This window comes from Xanthovirga aplysinae, from assembly GCF_009711365.1.
Lineage (GTDB): Bacteria > Bacteroidota > Bacteroidia > Cytophagales > Cyclobacteriaceae > Xanthovirga > Xanthovirga aplysinae.
The window spans coordinates 1-1209 of sequence record NZ_SMMB01000348.1 but is presented as its reverse complement, the minus strand read 5'-3'; the positions used below and the strand labels follow the sequence as shown (position 1 = coordinate 1209).

The following is a 1209-nucleotide window of genomic DNA, read 5'->3' as shown; positions in this document are numbered from 1 at the left end:
GCGCGTTGGAAAAGCATGGCAGCTCGCCATTGTTATGCCCTTGCTTTTTTTATTTTTCAACTTGTAGTAAAATATTGAATTAATAAAGTATTTCCTACTTTCCACTTTATCCAACCTGACTTGATTGGAGTTTTACTGTCTGTATAGTTTTCGTCACAATATGGTGGTGTTGTGATTTCTATCCAGTCACCTTTCATTGATTTAACAACAAAACAGTCTCTTCCTTGATAATCCATTTCTTTGGCATTTTCAACAGGGGCACTTCTTATCTTTTGTGGCTGTTCTGAAAGTCGAGCAACTGAGAACATTCCTTTCAAATAATTCTCCCAATTTTTGAATTTTGTAGATTCTGAGCTTTTTATCCAATAGGTTTGACCTAATTCATTATTTACGATGACCTCGAACCAATTTTCATTTTTTGAAATACACCGAAAATTAAAAGCATAATAGTCCAGCCAAAGTATTTCAGGTTTTAACCAATTTCTTTGTTGTTGCAGGTTTTTAATATTCCAACTTTTTATAGCTGGGTCGTTAAAGAATTCCACAACCTTAATTGGATCGGTCTGCGAACTGTCTTTGAAAAACTCTAGGATTGTTTTGTCATCAAAGTCAATTGAAACAATTCCAATTCCAAGGTCTGTTTGTGCACAGAGTTTGGTTGAAATTAAAAGCAGTATGTTAATTATTAGCAGTCTCATTTTTTAGCTTGGGCATAACGGCCACGCTATGCCCAGTAAGGGGCTTTAAAGTACAAACTTTCGGACTAGCACTGAGCCAGATCGTTGATTTGACTTTATAAAATGAAAAAATCAGATCAAAACAAATCAACGATTTGGCGGGATTTGTTTAAAGCACCATGCCTTCAATCTAGCACTTACCCCCTTATTGGGTATAGCGATTGTTAGGCACTTTATCTTATGCTTTTTATCGCATTTTCATATCGAATTTCCATCAAATTTTCTCGTCCTATTAATTCGCTAAATCTTAAATGAAATTGAATTAGGATTGCATCAATGTTTTCCTTTTTATGTGCTTCCGTATTAAAATAATAGTCTATTATTTTAATAATAGATTTATCCATTATTATCTTTTGTAATGAATAAGCTTGAGTTAATTTTTGAGTGGTTTCAAAATCGAATTCGGAAATAATTCCTGTTGAATTGGCAGTTTCCCAAGCAGTACTTGTCAACATACGATTAGCCAAATTTT

The 1209-nt window shown here is 33.7% G+C and carries 2 protein-coding genes; both read right to left on the bottom strand.

Features of this window, described 5'->3' with window-relative positions; all coding sequences use genetic code 11:
* Window positions 1–56: 56 nt before the first annotated feature.
* Entirely contained in the window at window positions 57–698 is a 642-nt protein-coding gene (locus E1171_RS01090) for a hypothetical protein (protein WP_155203245.1), read from the bottom strand.
* A gap of 212 nt (window positions 699–910) precedes the next feature.
* The coding region (locus E1171_RS23360) for a hypothetical protein (protein ID WP_187696149.1) at window positions 911–1209 on the bottom strand (299 nt) is incomplete at its 5' end.

Excerpts from the sequence above, each read along its gene's own strand:
- E1171_RS01090 (WP_155203245.1), bottom strand. The coding sequence starts at position 698 with ATGAGACTGCTAATAATTAACATACTGCTTTTAATTTCAACCAAACTC.